The 16691-nt window shown below is 60.5% G+C and carries 15 protein-coding genes and 1 pseudogene; 11 read left to right on the plus strand and 5 right to left on the minus strand.

Annotated features, from left to right (window positions below; all coding sequences use genetic code 11):
• Positions 1–14: 14 nt before the first annotated feature.
• Positions 15–704 (minus strand): hydrolase, encoded by a 690-nt coding sequence (locus AC1DM5_RS16555; RefSeq protein ID WP_477822051.1) that lies wholly within the window; start codon positions 702–704, stop codon positions 15–17.
• Positions 705–1036: 332 nt separating this feature from the next.
• Here AC1DM5_RS16555 and AC1DM5_RS16560 point away from each other — a divergent pair, with 332 nt between their 5' ends.
• The 5 genes and pseudogenes from AC1DM5_RS16560 (at position 1037) to AC1DM5_RS16580 (ending at position 8323) form a co-directional block, all read left to right on the plus strand.
• Positions 1037–1519, plus strand: coding sequence for a VOC family protein (locus AC1DM5_RS16560; protein ID WP_477822050.1), 483 nt, complete (start codon positions 1037–1039; stop codon positions 1517–1519).
• Positions 1520–2257: 738 nt separating this feature from the next.
• Positions 2258–2494, plus strand: a pseudogene (locus AC1DM5_RS16565) (helix-turn-helix domain-containing protein); the annotation flags it as partial.
• A 193-nt stretch (positions 2495–2687) separates the two neighbouring features.
• On the plus strand, positions 2688–3890 hold the full coding sequence (locus tag AC1DM5_RS16570) for an efflux RND transporter periplasmic adaptor subunit (protein WP_477822049.1): 1203 nt from the start codon (positions 2688–2690) through the stop codon (positions 3888–3890).
• A complete protein-coding gene (locus AC1DM5_RS16575; RefSeq protein WP_477975284.1) occupies positions 3887–7042 on the plus strand; it encodes an efflux RND transporter permease subunit in 3156 nt (1051 codons plus the stop codon). Before AC1DM5_RS16570 ends, AC1DM5_RS16575 begins: the two co-directional genes overlap by 4 nt.
• Before the next feature lie 282 nt (positions 7043–7324).
• Positions 7325–8323, plus strand: coding sequence for a flagellin N-terminal helical domain-containing protein (locus tag AC1DM5_RS16580; RefSeq protein ID WP_477822047.1), 999 nt, complete (start codon positions 7325–7327; stop codon positions 8321–8323).
• A gap of 66 nt (positions 8324–8389) precedes the next feature.
• Here AC1DM5_RS16580 and AC1DM5_RS16585 read toward each other — a convergent pair whose 3' ends face one another.
• Positions 8390–8983 carry an NADPH-dependent FMN reductase gene (locus AC1DM5_RS16585; protein WP_477822046.1) on the minus strand — a complete coding sequence of 198 codons (594 nt, stop codon included), beginning with the start codon at positions 8981–8983 and terminating at the stop codon, positions 8390–8392.
• Positions 8984–9060: 77 nt separating this feature from the next.
• Between AC1DM5_RS16585 and AC1DM5_RS16590 the strand changes: the two genes are divergently transcribed.
• The 3 genes from AC1DM5_RS16590 to AC1DM5_RS16600 all read left to right on the plus strand — a co-directional run bounded on the left by AC1DM5_RS16590 (position 9061) and on the right by AC1DM5_RS16600 (position 11692).
• Positions 9061–9471, plus strand: a complete 411-nt coding sequence (locus AC1DM5_RS16590) for a winged helix-turn-helix transcriptional regulator (RefSeq protein WP_477822045.1) — start codon at positions 9061–9063, stop codon at positions 9469–9471.
• Between the two features lie 164 nt (positions 9472–9635).
• Positions 9636–10301 (plus strand): YiaD family glycine zipper/OmpA-like lipoprotein, encoded by a 666-nt coding sequence (locus tag AC1DM5_RS16595; protein ID WP_477822044.1) that lies wholly within the window; start codon positions 9636–9638, stop codon positions 10299–10301.
• A gap of 326 nt (positions 10302–10627) precedes the next feature.
• On the plus strand, positions 10628–11692 hold the full coding sequence (locus AC1DM5_RS16600; protein WP_477975286.1) for an aspartate-semialdehyde dehydrogenase: 1065 nt from the start codon (positions 10628–10630) through the stop codon (positions 11690–11692).
• Positions 11693–11726: 34 nt separating this feature from the next.
• On the opposite strand, the gene AC1DM5_RS16605 is transcribed toward AC1DM5_RS16600, so the two are convergent.
• Entirely contained in the window at positions 11727–12134 is a 408-nt protein-coding gene (locus tag AC1DM5_RS16605; RefSeq protein WP_477822042.1) for a DUF2000 family protein, read from the minus strand.
• Positions 12135–12167: 33 nt separating this feature from the next.
• On the opposite strand from AC1DM5_RS16605, the gene AC1DM5_RS16610 reads away from it, so the two are divergent.
• Positions 12168–13082, plus strand: coding sequence for an AraC family transcriptional regulator (locus AC1DM5_RS16610; protein WP_477822041.1), 915 nt, complete (start codon positions 12168–12170; stop codon positions 13080–13082).
• Here AC1DM5_RS16610 and AC1DM5_RS16615 read toward each other — a convergent pair.
• Positions 13077–13784, minus strand: a complete 708-nt coding sequence (locus AC1DM5_RS16615) for a helix-turn-helix transcriptional regulator (protein ID WP_477822040.1) — start codon at positions 13782–13784, stop codon at positions 13077–13079. The two genes, AC1DM5_RS16610 and AC1DM5_RS16615, sit on opposite strands and share 6 nt — an antisense overlap.
• A gap of 88 nt (positions 13785–13872) precedes the next feature.
• Between AC1DM5_RS16615 and AC1DM5_RS16620 the strand changes: the two genes are divergently transcribed.
• Complete coding sequence (locus AC1DM5_RS16620; RefSeq protein ID WP_477822039.1) at positions 13873–14271, plus strand: VOC family protein; 399 nt, start codon at positions 13873–13875, stop codon at positions 14269–14271.
• Positions 14272–14701: 430 nt separating this feature from the next.
• Positions 14702–15655: an NmrA/HSCARG family protein gene (locus AC1DM5_RS16625; protein ID WP_477822069.1), complete on the plus strand. Its 954-nt coding sequence runs from the start codon at positions 14702–14704 to the stop codon at positions 15653–15655.
• A gap of 1 nt (position 15656) precedes the next feature.
• On the opposite strand, the gene AC1DM5_RS16630 is transcribed toward AC1DM5_RS16625, so the two are convergent.
• Positions 15657–16577, minus strand: a complete 921-nt coding sequence (locus tag AC1DM5_RS16630; protein WP_477975288.1) for a LysR family transcriptional regulator — start codon at positions 16575–16577, stop codon at positions 15657–15659.
• Positions 16578–16691: the final 114 nt, after the last annotated feature.

The following is a 16691-nucleotide window of genomic DNA, read 5'->3' on the forward strand; positions in this document are numbered from 1 at the left end:
TCCCTCTGGAGAATTCACTTGGCCGGGTTCGGGCCAATGCGCTTGCCATGCGTGACGCGCTCGGCCGCCTTGTGGACATGGGTATAGGCGTAATCGACGCCCATGCCGTAAGCGCCGGAATGTTCCTTCACGATGGTGGTGACGGCCTCATAGGTTTCGCGGCGGGCCCAGTCGCGCTGCCATTCCAGCAGCACCTGCTGCCAGGTGACGGGAACGCAGCCAGCCTGGACCATGCGGTCCATGGCATATTTGTGGGCATCGGCGGAGGTGCCGCCCGAGGCATCGGCGACCATGTAGATCTCGTAATCGGTGTCGTGCATGCAGGAGAGCGCAAAGGTGGTGTTGCAGACTTCGGTCCAGAGGCCTGACACGACGACCTTCTTGCGGCCGTTGGCGGCGTTCTTCGCCAGCGCGTCGCGAACGTTCTGATCGTCCCAGGAATTCATCGAGGAGCGTTCGAGAATGGTGTTTTCGGGGAAGACAGCGAGCAGTTCCGGATAGGTGTGGCCCGAGAAGGCTTCGGTCTCGACCGTGGTGATGGTGGTCGGCACCTTGAAGGTTTTGGCTGCTTTGGCGAGGCCGACGACGTTGTTCTTCAGCGTCTGGCGGTCGATGGACTGGACACCGAAGGCCATCTGCGGCTGCTGGTCGATGAAGATGATCTGGCTGTTCTGCGGCGTGAGGACTTCAAGATATCTGGACATTGGTCGTTCTCCCTAGTCATGAGGCCTTAAAGGCAAGAAACGTGTTGCCGACTTGCGTTCCGAGGGGCGTCGGTCGGCATCGCTTCCCCGCAAGTGCGAGGCCGCGTATTGCCGCGAACCTACTTGGCAAAAACCAATTCCGATTGTTTGTTCTCACCCTCTTTTGTCGAAAATTGCCCTGACCTGCAGGGCCGTGTTGAGGCTTCGGAAAACCGAAAAACGGGAGGCCGAAAAAGAAGGCCGGTAAAATTCTCGTACTCCGCTGTCGGGACGGGCACGGCTCACACGTCTTAGCCATGAACGGAGACCAACAGACCAAAGGAGGACGTTTCATGGTCAAGGTCATTTCACATCTCTGGTTTGCAGAAAGCGCTCGCGAGGCGGTCGAATTCTATGTCTCGCTGGTGCCCAATTCCGCTATCGGCGAAATCACCGCCGTGCCGGCGGAAACGCCGAGCGGCCCTCCGGGCAGCGTCGAGATCGTGCAGTTCACGCTCGGCGGCCAGAATTTCGTCGCCATGCGGGCCGGGCCGTTCGAACCGTTCAACCATGCCTACTCCGTGCAGGTCATCTGCGAAGATCAGGCGGAGGTCGATCGCATCTGGGATGGCTTCCTTGCCAACGGAGGCACGGCAGAACAATGCGGCTGGCTCCGGGATCGCTGGGGTCTTTCCTGGCAGATCGTGCCCAAGGCGCTGATCGAGATGATGGGCGGCGCGCGCAAGGGGAATGCCAGGAAGATGACCGAGGCGATGCTGCAGATGGTCAAGATCGACATCGCAACGCTTGAAAAGGCGTTTCAGGAAGCCGCCTGATCTTTCGGGAAAGGGTATGACGGACGGCAGTCTCGGGAAGGGGCTGCCGTTTCGATTCCGTCAGTGGTTTTTGAGGGGAAATCATGTAATTGTGATGGCGGGGGGCAATTCGAAAACGGGGGTGATTGAATTGGCGTCTCGGCCAAAGATTTCATTGCTTCAAGCCGGTGCGGTCTCGATCGTGCGCATGCGCAGCAATAGCGCCGACCATGACGAAAGCGGGCCGATTCCCCAGGCGGAGGCTTTCAGCGTCATCGCCCAGTTGAAACCTTTCGACAATCATCGCCTCTGGCGCAGCGGCAAGCTCGTCCATGACGGCGGCCATCCGGCAGGCGCGCTGGCGATCACCGATCTTGGGGAAGAATGGCGCTGCCATCATCGCTCCTCCTTCGACAATATGCGCTTCAATATATCCCGGCAGGGGCTTTCCGATTTCAGCTATGAGGCAGGACGTTCGGGTTTTGACGGGCTCGATTGCGGGCAGGGGCAGCTCGATCCTGTTGTACAGGGGCTTGCCATGGCGCTGCTGCCGGCGCTCAGCCAGCCGGCACATGCGAGCGCGCTCTTCATCGATCACATTCTCCTGGCGCTGCAGGCGCACCTAGTGACGCGTTACGGCAAGGTCAATCTGCCTGCAGAGCGTAGCGGCGGACTTTCAGGGCGCCAGCTCAATATGGCGACGGCGTTCCTCGCCTCGCTGACGGCGCGGGAGGCGACGATATCAGATGTCGCGGCGCAATGCGGGCTTTCGACCAGCTACTTCATCCGCGCCTTCAAGAAATCGACCGGCCGCACGCCGCATCGCTGGCTCATGGAATACCGGGCGGAGAAGGCGCGGCAGATGCTGCTCGGCACGGCTCCATCGCAGAGATCGCGGTTGCATGCGGTTTTGCCGACCAGAGCCACCTGACGCGTATCTTCACGGCGCTCAATGGAGTTTCGCCCGGAACATGGCGGCGGGAGCGGCGTATTTAGCTTCGCTCAAGTAAAAGTGACCGGACGGGTTATTTTCAAAATTTGCTGACATTACAAATCCGTAATGACGGGTGGTTACGCTTGCTGCCGGCCGGGGGAAGGTGCGATATTGTCGCACCAGGCGGGACTTGTCATCCCGCACGCCTCTTTCGACCGACCCTGGACCTAACCTCGAGTCCCTCCGGAGACGTGAATGCCCTTTTGGAAGCAATTTGCACTTTGCATCGTCGTCATTTTGGCCGGTTTTGCCGCGTGGGTTTACTTTGTGCCCGGCGCCGGCGAGACGATGCGCAATGCTGGTATTCCTGACAATATCGTCTCCATGATCGCACCCAAAGGCGAGGAAGCAGCCGATGCCGGCGTGCAGGCGCAGGGTGCTCAGGGGCAAGGGCAGGGCCGTCGGAATGGCGGTGGCAGCGGCGGCGGACGCAATGCTGCCGTGCTCGTCGTCACCCAGGCCGTGGTACAGGGCGTCGTCAACGACCGGCTGAATGCGATCGGCACGGGTGATGCGATCCGCTCCGTTGCAGTCACGCCGCAGGCGACGGGCACGATCCGCGAAATCCTCATCAAATCAGGCGATATGGTCAAGCAGGGCCAGGTTCTCGCCAAGCTCGACAGCGAAGAGCAGGTGATTGCCCAGGGGCAGGCACAGGTGGCGCTGAACAGCGCGCTTGAGAAGTCCAACCTCTACCACAGCATCAAGTCCAGCGTTTCGCGCATGGACGTCTTCGATTCCGAGATCGCCGAGCAGAATGCGCGGCTGCAGCTGCAGGCCGCCGAGCTCAATCTTACGCGCCGCAACATCGTGGCGCCGATCGACGGCATCGTCGGCATCGTGCCCGTCAATATCGGCGACAACGTCACGACCTCGACGTCGATCGTGACACTGGACGATCGCACTGAAATCCTCGTCGATTACTGGGTGCCGGAGCGTTTCGCCAATACTGTTTCTGTCGGCCAGGTGGTCGAGGCAACGTCTGTGGCGCGGCCGGGCAAGGTCTTCTCCGGCGTTCTGGAAGCGGTCGACAACCGCATCGACCCGGCAAGCCGCACGCTGCGCTTGCGGGGTCGGATCGACAACGGCTCCGACGAACTGCGCGCCGGCATGTCCTTTTCGGTCAGCATGAAGTTTGCTGGCGATAAGTATCCGGCCGTCAACCCGCTCTCCGTGCAATGGGATGCTCAAGGCTCCTTCGTCTGGCAGGTGACCGACGACAAGTCGCACAAGGTGCGGGTCACGGTCGTGCAGCGCAATCCGGATTACGTGCTTGTTAAGGCCGACCTGAAGGACGGCGATCAGATTGTCACCCAGGGCCTGCAGCGCGTGCGCGAGAACGGCGCGGTGCGCGTGGCAACTGATGTCGCCTCGAACGACAAGGTCGCTGCCCAATGAGCGTGACCGAGATCCACCACGGCAAACCGGAATCCAACAAGGCGACCTTCACCGCGCTTTTTGTGCGGCGGCCGATCCTGGCGCTGGTCTTCAATACGCTGATGGTGGTGGCGGGCCTTGCGGCCTATGTCGGCGTCGAAGTGCGCGAGCTGCCCGATGTCGACCGGCCGGTCGTGACCGTGCGCACGACTTTCGACGGCGCTTCGCCGCAGACGATCGACCAGGAACTGACCAAGGTCATCGAAGGTGCGGTCGCGCGTGTCAGCGGCCTCAAGTCCATCTCCTCCAGTTCCCAGTTCGGCCAGAGCCGCGTGACGCTGGAATTTTCCGATTCCATCGATCTGGCCGTTGCCGCCAGCGACGTGCGCGACGCGATCGGCCGTATCGCCCAGAACCTGCCCGATGAGGCGGATGCGCCGCAGATCGTCAAGGCGGATTCGGATTCTTCGGCGATCATGCGCCTTGCGGTGACGTCGGATACGCTCAACATGGACGACCTGACGTTGCTCGTCGAAAACGAGGTGGTCGACCGTCTGGCCTCCGTCGACGGCGTGGCCGATGTCGAAGAATACGGCGATCAGGAAAAGGTCTTCCGCGTCGACGTCGATCAGGGCGCGCTTGCAAGCCGCGGGCTGACCATCGGCGATCTCACAAAGGCGCTCGACAATGCCGCGCTCGACGTGCCGGCCGGTTCGCTGAAGAGCCCAATGCAGGATATCGTGGTGCGCGCTACCGCCAGCCTGCAGACGCCCGAGGACTTCCAGAACGTCATCCTGCAACACAATGTGCGCCTCGGCGATGTTGCGACCGTGACACTCGGGCCGCGCGACGGCGAGACGGCGCTGCGTTCCAACGGCAAGCCGGGCATCGGTCTCGGCATCATCCGCCAGGCGCAGTCGAATACGCTGAATATTTCCACCGGCATTCACGCTGCTGTCGAGCAGCTTTCGAAGACGCTGCCGAAGGGCACGACGATCGCGATCACCAGCGATGACGCCGTGTTTATCGAGGGCGCGATCCATGAAGTGGTGCTGGCGCTGCTTTTGTCGGCCGTCATCGTCACCGTCGTCATCTATCTCTTCCTGCGCGACTGGCGCGCGACGCTGATCCCGTCCGTTTCGATGCCGGTGGCGCTGATCGGCACGCTGGCGGCGATCTATATGGTCGGCTTCTCGATCAACATCCTGACGCTGCTGGCGATCGTTCTTGCGACCGGTCTTGTGGTCGACGATGCCATCGTCGTTCTTGAAAACATCGTGCGCCGCCGCTCCGAGGGCATGGGACCGCGCGCGGCTGCCGTGCTCGGCACACGCGAGGTGTTCTTCGCCGTCATCGCGACGACGGCGACACTTGCTGCCGTCTTCATTCCGCTATCCTTCCTGCCGGGGCAGGTGGGCGGCCTGTTCCRCGAGTTCGGTTTCGTGCTGGCCTTCTCGGTCGGCCTATCGTCGATCGTGGCGCTAACGCTGTGTCCGATGCTCGCCTCGCGCATGCTGACCAAGCCGATGATCGAGGATCACGGGTTGCTCGGCCGTTTCGGCGAGGCCTTCGCCCGCGTCTATAAATGGGCACTGCATGCCTGCCTGAACGCGCCTGTTGTCGTCATCGTCTTCTCGCTCATCTTCGGCGCTGCAGCCGTTGTCGCTTTCGGCACGGTCAAAAGCGAGCTGACGCCGGAAGAAGACCGCGCCATGGTGCAGATGCGGCTGACGACACCACAGGGCTCCAGCCTCGAATATACGCGCGACAAGATGCAGCTGGTGGAGGAATACCTCCAGCCGCTCGTCGACAGCGGCGACATCAGGAACATCTTCTCGATTTCCGGCCAGGGCGGCTCATCCAATAGCGGCTTCATGGTTCTGACCTTGGCGCCCTGGGGCGAGCGCCATCGCACGCAGGCCGACATCGTCCGCGACATCAACCAGGCGGCCTTCAAGGTGCCGGCGCTGCGCGGCAATGCGATCTCGTCGAACAGCCTGCGTATCCGCGGCGCCGGCAGCGGGTTGCAGATGGCGCTGATCGGCAATGATCACGAGGCGCTGACGGCGGCTGCCGCCAAGCTGGTGCAGCAGCTCGACGCGAGCGGCCATTATGATACGCCGCGCCTGACCAACGAACCCTCGCAGGCCCAGGTTTCCGTCGCGATCGACCGCGAACGGGCTTCCGATCTCGGTATCGACATTACCGGGCTTTCGACCGCCATCCAGTCGCTGCTCGAAGGTCGCTCCGTTGTCGACGTCTTCGTCAACGGCGAATCCTATCCGGTGCTTCTGACCTCGACGATGCGGCCGATCGACGATCCGACCGATCTCGAAAATGTCTTCCTGAAGACCGGCGATGGCAAGATCGTGCCGATGTCGGTCATCGCTTCGTTGAAGGAAGGCTCAGTCGCCCCGCAGCTCAACCGTGAACAGCAGCTCGCCTCCGTGGCGATCACCGCCGGCCTGAAGGATGGCATGTCGCTCGGCGACGCTGTGAAGAACGTCACACAAATGGCAGCACCGCTCCTGCCGCCTGGCGCGCGCCTGCTGCCACTCGCCGAAGCTGCGACACTGGAAGAGAATTCCAGCGGCATGGCGCTGACCTTCGGCTTTGCGATCGTCATCATTTTCCTGGTGCTGGCGGCACAGTTCGAAAGCGTGCTGTCGTCGCTGATCATCATGTCGACGGTGCCGCTCGGCCTTGCCTGCGCCGTCTTTGCGCTCATCATCACCGGCTCCAGCCTCAATATCTACAGCCAGATCGGCCTCGTGCTGCTTGTCGGCGTGATGGCGAAGAACGGCATCCTGATCGTGGAATTCGCCAACCAGCTGCGTGACCGCGGCGAGGATGTGCGCTCTTCCATCGAGAAGGCCTGCGCGCTTCGCCTGCGCCCGGTGATGATGACGATGATCGCGACCATTCTTGGGGGTGTTCCCTTGGTCTTTGCGCATGGCGCCGGTGCGGAAGCGCGCGTGGCACTCGGCTGGGTCATCGTCGGCGGCCTTGGCTTCGCGACGCTGGTGACGCTGTTCATAACGCCTGTCGCCTATCTCCTGATTGCCCGCTTCGCGAAGCCGCATGCCCATGAGGAAGCGCGCCTGCACGAGGAAATGACGCATGCGACGCGTCCGAAGCCGAGCGCGGAAGAACAGCTTCAGGCTGCTGAGTAAGAGCGCGAACAAGCCTTTTTTAATACTTTCGGAAGCGCCCGCCGGATCTCTCCGGCGGGTGTTTTTATGGTGTATGAAGTCTTGTGAAATAAGATAAATTACTTCTGAACTTTAGCCGTTTTTTAAGCATAACCGGCAATGATTGCCATCAGTAACCGGTCGGTCTTCCTCGTTTTTCGAAGGCCATTGCGCTGATTTTCCAGCGACGGCGGACATGAATGTCCGCGTGATTTCGGTACATCCTGATCTGTTGCGTTCTGTTTGTGTTTTGGAGTTCGTACCGTGAGTATTTATCAGCGCACCTCCGTGGATGCGGCGCTTCATGTGCTGCGTGATATCAATCGAAATATGACGGTGACGCAGAACCATATCACGACGGGTCTGCGTGTCGAAAAATCCAGAGATAATGCCGCCTATTGGTCGGTCGCGACGACAGCGCGCCATGACAACAAGGCACTTTCCGCCGTTCAGGATGCTCTCGGCATGGCGGCTGCCACCATGGGAACGGCATCTGCCGGCGTCGACAGCGTCATCGACGTCGTCACCGAGATCAAGGCAAAGCTTGTCGCCGCAACCGAGCAGGGCGTCGACAAGACCAAGGTCGGTGAAGAACTCGAGCAGTTGAAGGCGCAGCTGCGCAGCGTTTCCGAGGGCGCAGGCTTCAACAACGACAACTGGATCATTCTCGACAATACCACGACGCCGACGCAGCCGCGCCAGATCCCGGCCTCCTTCATCCGTAATTCTGACGGTACGGTATCGGTCGGCATGCTGAGCTACCATATCGATATCCCGCCGAGCGGCGCGACCTCCTCCAAGGATGCACGCTACGTGATCGACGACCGGGCAGGCGGCGCCGGCGAGTATGGCGTGCTGACCTCCGCCTTTTTCGCCACCGAACTGGGTACCGCGCAGACCTGGGTGCTGACGAAGAGCAAGAACGGCAACACGACCGGCCAGGTGGAAATCGGCCTGACGGCGAATACCAGCAAACAGGACCTGAACGAGATGATCAGCGTCGTCGATGCCGCGCTTGGACAGTTGACGACCGTCGGTTCGGCTTTCGGCGCACTGGAAAAGCGCATCAGCATCCAGGACGAATTCGCCAAGAACCTGTCCGACAACCTCACTTCAGGCATCGGCCGCCTCGTTGATGCTGATATGGAGGCGGAATCGAGCAAGCTCAGAGCACTGCAGACCCAGCAGCAGCTCGGCCTGCAATCGCTGAATATCGCAAACGCGTCCTACGACACGGTACGTCAGCTCTTCCAGAACTTCTAAGTCTGAATTCAAGAACATGACCGCGCGGCAAGCCATGCTCGCCGCGCGGTTTTCTTTTTGCGGAGCTCAGGCTTCGGCGGCCTTGGCGGCCATCGTTGCCTTGGCCCACCAGACCAGTTCGTCGAGGGCGGTCTTTGCCGTGGGCAGCAGGCTCGTCTCGATTTCCTCGATCGGCTTGTTGCCGAAAGCCGGATGAACAGCCATGAAATCGCCGCCGCCAATATGGACGGCAGCATGTGTGGACACCATCTGCAGTTCCACGCCGATTCCCCTGAGGTGTTCGACCGCACGCGTGGCGCCCGTGCCACCATAGCCGATGGCGGTGAATGGCTTGCGGTTCCATTCCTTATAGGCCTGATCGAGCGCATTCTTCAGAGTCGCTGTTATCGAATGGTTGTATTCGGCGACCACGAAGATATAGCCGTCGAAACGGCCGACGGTTTCCTGCCAGCGGACCGCTTCGGGATTCTGGCTCGGCATCCACAGGTTTGACGCCATCTCGTCGAAGAAGGGGAGAGGATGATCGCGAAGGTCGATCAGTTCCACGTCGAAGTCATCACGTGCCTGAGCTTGTTTCAATATCCATTGTGCCGGGGCGTCGGCGAAACGGGTGGGGCGAGTGGAGCCGATAATAACGGCGATACGGGGCTTAGAATTCAAAGTAACCTCCTGTATGCTGGTTTCTTACGGTAACCAGATTACGAATGGTTTGCGTAGCCGCACAAGGAGGCACTTTGTTGAAACCAGATAACCATCAGGAAACCGCGCCCTGCGAGGAAGTCGATGGCTGCCAGCAAGTCCGCGCCTGTGATCACATCAGTCGCATGCTGGCGCGCATCAGCGACAAGTGGAGCCTGCTGGTGGTGCGCGTGCTGGGTCACGGGCCGCTGCGTTTCAACGCCTTGCGCCGCGAAGTCGGCGAGATCAGCCAGAAGGTCCTCGCATCGACATTGCGGGAGCTGGAGGAGAACGGCTTCGTTTCCCGGACCGTGACGCCCACCACGCCGCCGCAGGTCGAATATGCGCTGACGGATCTCGGTCGGGAGTTCCTGGATCCGGTTCGGGGGCTTGCCGAGTGGGTCGTCGCAAACTCCGCACGCATGGACGAGGCGCGGGCGGCCTATGCCAAACGCCGCGGGCTCGACTGAGGCAAGCGCTGCGGTTTGCCAAGAAAGCTGGTGATATCGGGGCACGGCTGCAACAGGCCGATGTTTTCCATGGGAAATTTAGCTTATCAGATTGGCATCTTCATCTTGTTGCCGCATTCCCTAATATCTGCTCGCACCAGCTTCGAACGGAGAACCTCCTGTCCATGATCAAGAAATTCATCCTTCTGGCCGTTGCGGCGAGTTACCTCTCAGCTTGCACGACGACCGACCCCTATACTGGTGAGCAGAAGGTATCCAATACCGCTGGCGGTGCTGCCCTTGGCGCGCTCGGCGGTGCCCTCGTCGGTGTCGCCGTCGGCGGCGGCGGCCATGGTAAGCGCAATGCGGCGCTGATCGGCGCCGGCATCGGCGCGCTCGCCGGCGGTGCGATCGGCAATTACATGGACCAGCAGGAAGCCGAGTTGCGCGCCCAGCTCGAAGGCACCGGCATCTCCGTTACCCGCCAGGGCGATAACATCATCCTCAACATGCCGTCGAACATCACCTTCGATATCGACCAGGATGCTGTGAAGCCTGGCTTCTATCCGACGCTGAATTCTGTCGCGATCGTGTTGCGCAAGTTCAACCGCACGCTCATCGACATCAACGGCCATACGGATTCCACCGGCAGCCTGCAGCATAACCAGGACCTGTCGCAGCGCCGCGCGTTTTCGGTTGCCGATTATCTCGGCGGCCAGGGCATCGACCAGCGCCGCGTTTCGGCCGTCGGCTACGGTCCGTCGCAGCCGGTTGCTTCCAATGCGACCGAAGCCGGTCGCGCCCAGAACCGCCGCGTCGAAATCCAGATTGCACCGATCACCCAGGGCTGATCTGGGAGGGCTGATCGGGCAAAGCCCGAGTAAGGCCTGTCTGAGCAGATTTTACCGTCCTCCGCAGCGATGCGGGGGACGTTTTCGTTTCCGGTGTCGAACGCGCGGAGAACCGTTTGGCTGGGGGCAAAGCTTCATGCTACAGCTTGCTCATGCGCATGATGATGACCAGCAAATGCACGACGAAAACGACCGTCCTTTCGGGGCGCTCCTCGGTGCATGCGCGGTCAATGGCATAGCGCAAACCACCCGAAGGCCCCACCGGAGACGGACGGGGCCGACAACAGAGACAGGTCCCGTTCTCCCATCCCAGATGTGAGAGACATATGCTGACCAATCTCGAAGATACTGCCTCAACCATTTCCCGCCGGTTCCGTACGTCAACGCCCGCTGTTGCCATTGTTGGCRCCACAGGTGCTGTGGGTGCTGAACTGCTTCAATGCCTGGAGCGGCGGAACTTCCCGCTCAGCCGCCTGCGGCTGCTTGCTTCCGCGCGTTCTGCCGGCAGGACGCTGCCCTTCGCCGGACAAGAGATTGCCGTGGAGGAGCTGACCGAAGTGAGTTTCGACGGGATCGACCTCGCGCTCTTTTCCGCCGGCAGCGGTATTTCCAAGCACTATGCCGATGCTGCCGTTCGGGCCGGCGCTATCGTCGTCGACAATTCCTCGGCCTTCCGCATGCATCCTGGTGTGCCGCTGGTCGTGCCCGAGGTGAATGGCGCAGCACTCGCCTCCCATCGCGGCATCATCGCCAATCCGAATTGCGTGGCGGCGATTGCGACCGTGGCGCTGGCGCCGCTCCACAGGGCGCATCCGATCCGCCGCCTCAATATCGCGACCTATCAGGCGGCATCCGGGGCAGGGGCCGCGGCGATGGAGGAGCTCAGGGAATCGACGGCGGCCTATCTCAAGGGTGAGGCTTATGAGCCGCGTGTGCTGCCGCATCCCTATGCGTTCAACCTCTTCAGTCACAATGCCGATATGGACATTGAGAGCGGCTATAATGGCGAGGAGCTGAAGGTGATTGCCGAGGTTAGGCGCATCCTCTGCGCAGACGAACTTCCTGTTGGTATCACCTGTATCCGCGTGCCGGTGCTGCGGGCGCATGGCATGGCGATGACCGTCACCTTCGATGAGGCTGTCACGCCGGAAGAGGTGCGCCGCCTTTATGCCGATGCTCCGGGCCTACGGCTGGTGGATGACCGTGCGGCCAATCATTTTCCGATGCCATCGGAGGCTTCCGGTCAGGACGACGTGCTGGTCGGCCGCATACGCAAGGATTTCGGCGATGCCACGGGGCGCAGCATCGCGCTCTTCGTCGTCGGGGACCAGTTGCTGAAGGGGGCTGCCCTGAACGCGGTGCAGATCGCCGAACAGCTACTGGCCCGCTGAAACGGGAACGGCCGGGATGACCCGGCCGTTTGCCTCAATGCTGCATCGTCGCGCCCTTGGTGATCTTGTCGACGATCTTCTTGTCGGCGCGCAGAGCAATGCCGACAACCTTGGCATCATCGGGGGCGTATTCGGCGAAGACGGCGCGATTGGCCGCATCATGGCCGGTTGCAAACATCTCCTCGATGAAGATGGAGGAGGTCACGTCGCGCTCCAGCGCGCGGCGGTGGATGGTCGATATCGTCACTTCGTCGGCCGACAAGACGATGATCGGCTGGATGGATAGCGGGTTGTAGAGATTGCCGGCACGATCCTTGTAGGGCTGGCCGATGATTTCAGGATATTGCCCGGCGATACCTGTCGAAAGGAAGGCCGTGACATTCAGCTTCTGCCAGCCGGCAAGATTGTTTCGCAGGACGATCGCAATTTTGGTATCAAACATTCCAGTCTCTTTCATCAGGGTATCGGAAACGCATTGAGCCAGGATCTAACGCCGCAGGTCTTCGAGGGTCTTGAACGTTTGTGCGAGCCGCAGGGAGGCAGCGGCATACTGGCCGCGCCTGCCGGTGGCGGCATCCTGACTGCGCCGGCCTTTCCGGGCATCGAGCGTATCGAAGCGCAATTCTCAGGCAATGTCTTCGAGCCGCACCGGCACGATACCTATGCGCTCGGCGTGACGCTGCATGGCGTGCAGACCTTCACCTATCGCGGCGAGCGGCGCTTCAGCATGCCGGGGCAGGTAATCGTCCTGCATCCCGACGAGGAACATGACGGCGGAGCGGCGACGGAGGCGGGCTTGCATTACCGCATGCTCTACATGGAGCCGGCGCTCTTGATGGAATGCCTGGAGGCGGAAAAGATCGGGCTTCCCTTCGTCGATCAGCCCGTCATTGCCGACGGAGCGCTGGCGCAGGTGCTGCTCGCAGCACTCCGCGAACTCGACCGGGAGCTGGACGAACTTTTCGTCGACGATTTCGTCAGCCGCGTGGCGGGCGGCCTGTCGCGTCATTCGCAGGTACGCCGCCGGGCTCTCGGCGCCGTTGCCTGGAGGCAGGTGCGGGCGGCGCGCGATTATCTGGAGGCGCATGCTCTGAGGCCAGTGCGCTCCGGCGAGCTGGAGAGCATTACCGGCCTCGACCGTTTCACGCTGTCACGGCATTTCCGCACGGCCTTCGCCACCAGCCCGCACCGCTACATGCTGATGCGGCGGCTGCAGCAGGCAAAGGCACTGATGGGCGAGGGCGAAGGTTTCGCCGATGTGGCGGCCGCCACGGGCTTTGCCGATCAGGCGCATTTCATCCGGCACTTCAAGAAGGCCTATGGAGTGACGCCTGGACGATGGGTGGGGCTTCAGCGGACGGCGCAGGTCAGCAATGGCGGCGTATCATAGCGCTTGGCGCGAACGGGAAAGTTCGGCTTCACGCCATTGCAGCCATTGCTGTCTCAATTTGCCTCTAGACAGGCCGATAGTTTCTTCGAGAACCTTGAGATCGAGAATGCGTTCGGTACGAAAATGGCGAAAGGCCTGTTTCGATTCGCACCACGCAATCAAAAGACAGCGCGCATCCTCATAGCCTAGGAGCACCGGCCACACGATACGGCTGGTTACCGCGCCATTCGCGGCGCGATATTCAAGCTCAATCTTTCGCCCCTCCCTGATCGCCCGCCGGACTGGACGGCTGTCGAGCGTCAGGCTGTCCATAACCTCGTTAGGTTTCAGGCTGACCGAAGGTTCGGCAATGAACGGAAGAAGGTCGTCCGGTACGGTTGATGCAATCTTTGCGATGACATCTCTGGCCGCAGCGTTGATGGCCGGGTCACCCAGCTTTGCCACCATCTGAACGCCCAGCAGAACAGCCTCGATTTCCTCTGCAGTCAGCATCAGCGGCGGCATATCGTATCGTGGGTCGAGGACGTAGCCAAAGCCAGCTTCCCCTTCGATGGGAACGCGCTGGCCAATCAGGTGGGCAATGTCACGATAGACGGTTCGTCGCGCGACCTCGAGTTCGTCCGCAAGCTGCGCCGAGGTGACCGGACGGTTTGACCTTCGAAGAATCTGAATGATCTGAAAAAGCCGTTCCGCTTTTCGCATGGCTGGTGACTCCTGCTGCCACAACGCTGGCAGGACGACTATGTCACAAGAGCAGGCAAAGACATCGTTACGCGTGAAGGAGAAAATGATGAAACTCGCATCCACCCGTCTCATCGCTTCGGATATCGAAAGCATGGTGGCCTTCTATGAGCTCGTGACGGGCTATCGCGCGGACTGGCTTGCTCCCGTCTTTGCCGAGATCGTCACACCCGGTGCCGTGGTGGCAATAGGGAGCGCGGAAACGGTCGCGCTCTTCAAGGAGGGCAGTGCGGAGCCACGCGCCAATAAAACCGCCGTTCTTGAATTCATGGTATCGGACGTCGATGCTGAATTCGCTCGGCTCAAGGATCATGTCGAAGTGGTGCATGAACCCAAGGATTTGCCGTGGGGAAATCGCACGGTTCAGTTCTCCGACCCRGAGGGCACCCGCGTGGCGCTTTATACACCCGTTACCGAGGCTGCGAGACAACGCTTCAGCGGTCGTTAACTCGCCTGCGGGCCGCGTGGCAGCGGCAACCGGCTTTGCCAATCAGGCGCATTTCAACAATATAGGGTCACACTAGGGCGCTGGCGGCTTGAGCGGCTTTCTGCGGCAACGGTCAGCAAATGGTGGTCACAGTCCTTTTTCATGGAGCAGACCTGAAAAACAAGGGCGTGACTCGATGGCCTGACGTGATCTCATCTCCTGCCTGGATTTTGAAATCCTGCACGGCCAGCGGCTGATACAGGCACGGCCAGCCACGGTATTTATCCATAAAATGGCATTATCATATGCATTGCGCATGCCTACAGCAAGAAAGCTTGATGAGATAGCTTGCCTCCGGGTCCGAGATCGGCATCAGCCGAATGCTCTCCAGTATGACGCTTGGCTAGCGCAGTCGGCAGCCAGCAACAGGGAAAAGGTTCAAGGCGCAACTATGTCTTCGAATGATAAGCCACTTATCGCAATTGTCGGTGCAACCAGCAAACAGGGTCGTAGCGTCGCGGCGACGCTCCTTCGCAGCGAACGTTTCCGCGTACGCGCCCTTACCCGAAAAAAGGATTCACCCGAGGCTTTAAGTCTGGAGAGACTTGGAGCTGAAATTGTAACCGTCCCTCTCCAGCTTGGTTTCCAGAAGGACCTCGTTGCTGCCTTCGAAGGTGCGGACGGGGCATTTCTGATGACGCCGCCCGTCATGCCACCGGAGACAATAGAGGCTCCTATCGGCCGCCAACTGGCGGATGCAGCGGTTGAGGCAGGCGTCGGACATATTGTTTTCAGCACGCTCGAGAATGTCGACGCCATCTCCGGCGGGACGAAGTATGCTCCGCACTTCACCGACAAAGCGCGCGTTGCAGACTATATTCGCGGTCTGCCGATCTCTCATTCCTTCGTCATCCTGGCATTCTTCTACACGAATCTTCTCGAATATTATCCGCCGCGCATGGAAGGTGACACGCTCCTGCTGCCGATTTATCTTCCTGAAGATTTTCGAGCGCCTTTTGTCGATCCGCTCACGGCAACCGGGCCGGCTGTGCTGGAAATTTTCGCAAATCCCGAGCGCTACAACGGGAAAACGCTGCCTATCGTCGGCGATATCATCTCTCCGCGCGAGATGGTCGAAACTTTCCGAGAGGTAACCGGTCTCAAGGCAGAATATCGAGATGCATTCACCAGGGATGGCCTGCTGCAGCATTTTCCGGAGTTTGCCGCCAACGAGTTTCTCGTGCGAGAGCTTCTGGGGATGGTCGAGTATGCTGTCGAATATGGTTATTTCGGCAGGGAGCATGATCTGGAATGGAGCCGTCGCCTGAATCCCGACACGCTCGACTGGGAACAGTATCTTCGGACTACGGGCTGGCGCGGCGACAAGCGATCTTTCGGGCTCTGAGTCACGATGGCCGGATTCCCGGCAGTTTGGAAATCTCGGCGACAAGAAAATCGGTGAGAAGGCGAACGCGAGCAATAGCGGAACGCTCGGGCACGATGAGCAGGCTTAGCGGGACCGGCGACGGACGATAGTCTTCGAGCACGACCTCGAGTTGACCGCTGTCCAAGAGATCGTGGACCAGCCAAAGGTGGGTGGGACCAATGCCGCGTCCTGCGGCCAAGGCTTCGCGTGCCGCGAGCCCGTGATCAACGCGCAGCTTCCCATTGACTGGAACCGTCACATCCGCGCCATGGCGGGAGGAGAGAGTGACCTGATCGCTCCCGGCTATATTGGACATGATGACGGTTTCGTATCGCGAGAGATCGTCCGGGCGCTCCGGCCGCCCGTGGGCGGAGAAATAAGCCGGAGCGCCGACCATCAGCCGATGGCTTTTTCCAAGCGCATGAAGCTTCATGGAGCTGTCGGTGAGAGGCCCAAGCCGGAGTGCCACGTCAACGCCTTCGCGAACCAGGTCGATGCGCTCGTCGGTCAGGTTGAGATCGACGCTGATGTCCGGATGCTGGTCCTGAAATTGGAAGATGAGGCGGGTGATGTGCATCACGCCAAGCGCTGCAGTACACGAGAGCCTGACAGCGCCTGCGGCCGTGCGACGGGCATTTCTGGCTTCCTCGGTAGCCTGCTCGACCAGGCGTAATACCTGAAGGCAGTTGGCATAATAGCGGCTGCCTTCGTCGGTAAGGGTGACGCGACGCGTGGTCCGGCTGAGGAGAGGTACGCCGACTGCGTCCTCGAGCTCATTGAGGTGCCGCGTCACGGTTGATTGACCGACGCCGAGTTCCTTTGCCACCGTAGACAGGTTGCCCCGCTCTGCAACGCGAACAAAGGTGCGCATCCTGTCGAGAGACAGTCCCGTGTTATCCATTTTTCAGCACAGTGATGGTCATTCAACCAATGTAGGGAATAACCGGGCCTGCGACTAGTTAAGCATAGGCAGAACAGTTCGCTTTCGACGGCTTCACATGCCGACGATTTCCCG

This window comes from Rhizobium sp. 01T437, assembly GCF_056398505.1.

What these genes read in the sequence shown, in the direction of transcription:
- AC1DM5_RS16555 (WP_477822051.1), bottom strand. Translation starts at nt 704, where the DNA reads ATGTCCAGATATCTTGAAGTCCTCACGCCGCAGAACAGCCAGATCATC.
- AC1DM5_RS16560 (WP_477822050.1), top strand. Translation starts at nt 1,037, where the DNA reads ATGGTCAAGGTCATTTCACATCTCTGGTTTGCAGAAAGCGCTCGCGAG.
- AC1DM5_RS16570 (WP_477822049.1), top strand. Translation starts at nt 2,688, where the DNA reads ATGCCCTTTTGGAAGCAATTTGCACTTTGCATCGTCGTCATTTTGGCC.
- AC1DM5_RS16595 (WP_477822044.1), top strand. Translation starts at nt 9,636, where the DNA reads ATGATCAAGAAATTCATCCTTCTGGCCGTTGCGGCGAGTTACCTCTCA.
- AC1DM5_RS16605 (WP_477822042.1), bottom strand. Translation starts at nt 12,134, where the DNA reads ATGTTTGATACCAAAATTGCGATCGTCCTGCGAAACAATCTTGCCGGC.
- AC1DM5_RS16615 (WP_477822040.1), bottom strand. Translation starts at nt 13,784, where the DNA reads ATGCGAAAAGCGGAACGGCTTTTTCAGATCATTCAGATTCTTCGAAGG.
- AC1DM5_RS16625 (WP_477822069.1), top strand. Translation starts at nt 14,702, where the DNA reads ATGTCTTCGAATGATAAGCCACTTATCGCAATTGTCGGTGCAACCAGC.
- AC1DM5_RS16630 (WP_477975288.1), bottom strand. Translation starts at nt 16,577, where the DNA reads ATGGATAACACGGGACTGTCTCTCGACAGGATGCGCACCTTTGTTCGC.